Source organism: Leisingera sp. JC1 (assembly GCF_001679925.1).
In the GTDB taxonomy this organism is placed as follows: domain Bacteria; phylum Pseudomonadota; class Alphaproteobacteria; order Rhodobacterales; family Rhodobacteraceae; genus Leisingera.
In genome coordinates this window covers 1-3,591 of sequence record NZ_LYUZ01000166.1, presented here as the reverse complement: position 1 = coordinate 3,591, position 3,591 = coordinate 1, and the positions used below count along the sequence as shown (strand labels likewise).

At 55.3% G+C, this 3,591-nt stretch carries 4 protein-coding genes and 1 pseudogene; all 5 read right to left on the bottom strand.

Annotated features, from left to right (window positions below):
* Nucleotides 1–1,608 (bottom strand): hypothetical protein (locus tag A9D60_RS27315; protein ID WP_175393046.1); only part of this gene is annotated, 1,608 nt, incomplete at its 3' end.
* Nucleotides 1,609–1,847: 239 nt separating this feature from the next.
* Entirely contained in the window at nt 1,848–1,994 is a 147-nt protein-coding gene (locus A9D60_RS26775; protein ID WP_175393045.1) for a hypothetical protein, read from the bottom strand.
* Between the two features lie 128 nt (nt 1,995–2,122).
* Nucleotides 2,123–2,290: an Arm DNA-binding domain-containing protein gene (locus A9D60_RS25890; RefSeq protein WP_083194372.1), complete on the bottom strand. Its 168-nt coding sequence runs from the start codon at nt 2,288–2,290 to the stop codon at nt 2,123–2,125.
* A gap of 377 nt (nt 2,291–2,667) precedes the next feature.
* Entirely contained in the window at nt 2,668–3,330 is a 663-nt protein-coding gene (locus A9D60_RS25270; protein ID WP_065270133.1) for a hypothetical protein, read from the bottom strand.
* 69 nt (nt 3,331–3,399) lie between these two features.
* Nucleotides 3,400–3,591 (bottom strand): annotated as a pseudogene (locus A9D60_RS25265) (IS5/IS1182 family transposase); the annotation flags it as partial.

Sequence of the window (3,591 nt, the reverse complement as noted above, 5' to 3'; positions counted from 1 at the left end):
GACCGACTGTTGCACCATGCCGTTGTGGTCCAGATCGAGGGCGCCAGCTACCGGTTGCGCAAACATGCTGACCTGATCCCCGAGCACACCCGCGCCCATGCCAACATTGCACCGCCGCTCCCGCCGAAACGGCGCGGCCGGCCACCAAAAAACGGAGGTGCCGATCACCATCGCGGCTGATCGCCGAACCCGCGAGGTGGGGAAATTTGCGCCAGCACTTCCGGGGAAATTCAATCCAGCATTTACACGTTCTTCACGCGCGTGCATTGTGGAGGGGACATAGCTTTCTGCAAGCACATATGGATTGGCAGCGATGTCGCCGGGTGAAAGTGCGAGGCCGGCGAAGGCGTGCGGCCCGTCATCTTCGGGAAATAGGATGCGCCCGATCTGGCGCGGGGTGAGCGTGAATAGAGCCAGCTTGCGAAGTAGCGGCTTCAAGCTCTTGTTGTCGCGATAGCCCGCCCGCGCATCGAGGAGCGTCGCCTTATGCTCCTTCAATGCCGGAGGCACCTGATCCTTGGATTCGAGCAGCGAGAAGGTAATGTCCAGTAAATCCTCACCCTCGGCAAGTGAGGCGTGCAGCGAGGCAGCAAGCGCCGCGCCGTGGCTTCCTTCGAACTGAAATTCGCCTTCCGCAAGATCGGCAAGGACGCTTAGCACTGATCCAAGGCCAGGATAAAGGCCACGGTCGGCCCAAGCGTCGGCGATATAATCCTCAATCCGGTCGACCATGGCATCAACTTCGGCGATGCCGTGTTCCTGCGCTCGCGCCAACGCGCGCTTGAGTTTGTAGAGCAGCCCAAGCGCGTGGTCGTCATGGACCTGCTCGGAGACATATTTGAAGTTGGGGAGAAGTGCCGGCTCGTCGATCAGCACGCGAATCTCGTCTAGTTTGGCTTCTTCGTCCGGATTGGTTGCGATGTGGGCAAGATAGGCCTGATAGGGGAGCAAGACGCCATTGGCGGCACCTTCATGGCTTAATTGCAACGCCCAATTCTCGATCGGGAAATTCTTCATCTGTGCCTTTGAGCCACGAATTTTTGCCAGCTCGTCAGTTTCGAACGGGAAGTCGCCGCTAGTTGTGAGGTCGGCAAGGCGGACGCACCCCACGAGCGCATATTTGTATTCGTCGGCTGAGACCGGGTTGTCGTAATTCAGGTAGAAGAAAACCAGCGAGCGGCCGCGGGTGAGCCTTTGCGCAAAGCGGTCGATCCGGGCATCGAGGTCGGGAAAATAATTGCCGTGTCGGTCCTTCGACGCGTGCGTCATGGCGAGGCGGAAAGGCCAAGTGTAAACCGAATTTGCGGGGAGCGTCTCTTCGATCTGCTTCGTGTCACGATACTGAGGGAATGGATGACGGTGCAGGACCTTAGTCCGCTCTGGCGCGAAGGCGGATGAGGTCCAGAAGCACGGTGGCTGATAGTCCGGTAAGTCGACGTCGAGTGCAGCACAAGGCTGCTCGCATTCGATCCGCTTTTCCCGTGCAAGCCGTTCTGAAAGGAGCGAATGGCTACCCGTACAGTATGTGTTGGCTGCCGGATCATCACAGACACGGCCGTCCCAGCCGCGATCGTGCCAAGCCATGCGAGCGGTGATGTGCCAAGTCATTGGTTCTCCGTATCTTAACCGTGTACAATACCAGTTTAGAATTCTGTTTTTTCGAAGTTGCTACCGATCTAATGGCACGCAAATCGGGGCGACGCAATTGCACCTGCTTCAGGCGGGGCGTCCAAATGTTGCAAATTTCTGCGCGTCATTCTGAGAACTCAGTATCGCAGATCCATCAGATTTTCTGCCCAGAAGGACTGATGCGACGGTAGCTTTGACAGAGCCATTTACGATAAGCACTATGCGCTGGATTGGAAGCATGGGAGACAATTCACCGCCGCATATTCGAGGCGGCCCTTGATCCGGGCGTCATTGGTGAAAATCACGGTCGCGTTGTGCAGCCCGGTTTCGATCCTGCCGCTTTTGTTCAGGGTGAGGGTCGTCACCCAGCTCTTGTCCGGCACCGTCTTCTTTTTCCGGGTGTCCGGCTCGTGGTCTTGCGGGATGTTGTCGGAAATTCTGGAGGAGAGCTTTGTTTTCTGGGGCGGTGGGCCGAGCAGATCATCATCGCCGTCTAGGGACCGAAAGAGAGGAGTTTTTCCTTACCGGCAATTCTGTACTTCATGCGCCACAGCTTGGAACCGTTCGGGTTCACCTGAAGAAACAGCCCCGCGCCGTCGAATACCTTGAACGGCTTCTCTCTGGGGCTGGTGTTCCGTATTGCTGTGTCTGTCAGTGGCATCGGCACGGATCCTGCAGATGGAATTCGATTTATGCCTGATACCCCCAATTATACCCCCAAAATGGTCTTGCTGCCACTGATTTTGGCTGGACGGCTCTGGACTCGAAACCGTTGCAATACAACGTGTTGAGCCGGTTTCCGGACGTCTCTGGATGTCTCTGAAAGTTGAAATGGTGCCCGGGGCGGGAATCCAGCGATTACTTACCATTATCAAACCTAGGTTTTTCCTAGACACCAAGCCCTTTGACGGACGGTTCGCCAGAAAATACTGATAGGACGGCAGGCAAATGCCCTAGGGTCAGGACCCTCGTCGCAAAGCTGCGGATCATGTACACTCTCCCTCGGCCTCGAAGCTATCGCCAGCGTTCGCTTAACATTTATGCCTCTCCATAGTTTCTCACTGCGGATTGAAGGATGCGATCACAATTTGCGCTCAAGTTAGCCTCAGCATCGCGCAATGGGTTGCCCAACCATTCTGCAGCCAGGCCTCTTCTCGCAGCTTCATCTGAAATATCAGAGTAGCGTGCTGCCATATGTTCAAAAAACAACTTTACTCGCTTAATTCGCTGCTGAATTTTGTCGGTTGTTTTTCTAAGCCGAAAAACTTCCTCCGTGGCGCTACGCAATTCCTGCCACAGCGCCTCGTCCTCAATGAAAGTATCCATGCTGGTATTTTCAACGAACACAAAGTTTGAAGTGAGGTTTCGTATAACAAACCCGCCCAATCGAGAGGGGATGAAATCAGCTTCAAAATTCGCTGGGCCGTGAGAAACAGTGAAAACGTAGCGCGCCTTGCATAAGTCTTGTAGAACCTGCAGCGTAATATCCGGTGCGAAACCAATATCCAAGCATACTTTTCTGATTGAATCACCCGAAACAGGCTCGAAGTGCTTTCTGGTTGCATGATTGACCAACCCATGCAGCAGGAACATTCGTAGCATTTGAGCGCTTGACATATCTAGCCTGGCGTCAAAGGGGTTGGCTATCGGGCTATACTCTTCAGAGTACACTGCGCGACTGCCAATCATAATTGCTCTCATTGCCTCATGTTCCGGGGCATTGTTGCAGAAAGGCGTCTTGAGGCGTGACTTCCCCTTTCCCCTTCAGGTTCAGGCCACGCGGACGATCTCGGCGGTGCCGAGGGCATTGAAGCGGTTGATGAGTGCGACGCGGATGTGGATTTCAGCGGTTTGGCTATCTGGGTCTCTCGCGGCGATGCGCTCGCCGAAGGCCTTGAGGCAGCGCATCCTGGCTTCTGCGCGGCTGCGGGTGTGGTATCCCGTCCATCGTTTCCAGAACGC

Excerpts from the sequence above, each read along its gene's own strand:
- A9D60_RS25890 (WP_083194372.1), bottom strand. The coding sequence starts at position 2,290 with ATGCCACTGACAGACACAGCAATACGGAACACCAGCCCCAGAGAGAAG.
- A9D60_RS25270 (WP_065270133.1), bottom strand. The coding sequence starts at position 3,330 with ATGAGAGCAATTATGATTGGCAGTCGCGCAGTGTACTCTGAAGAGTAT.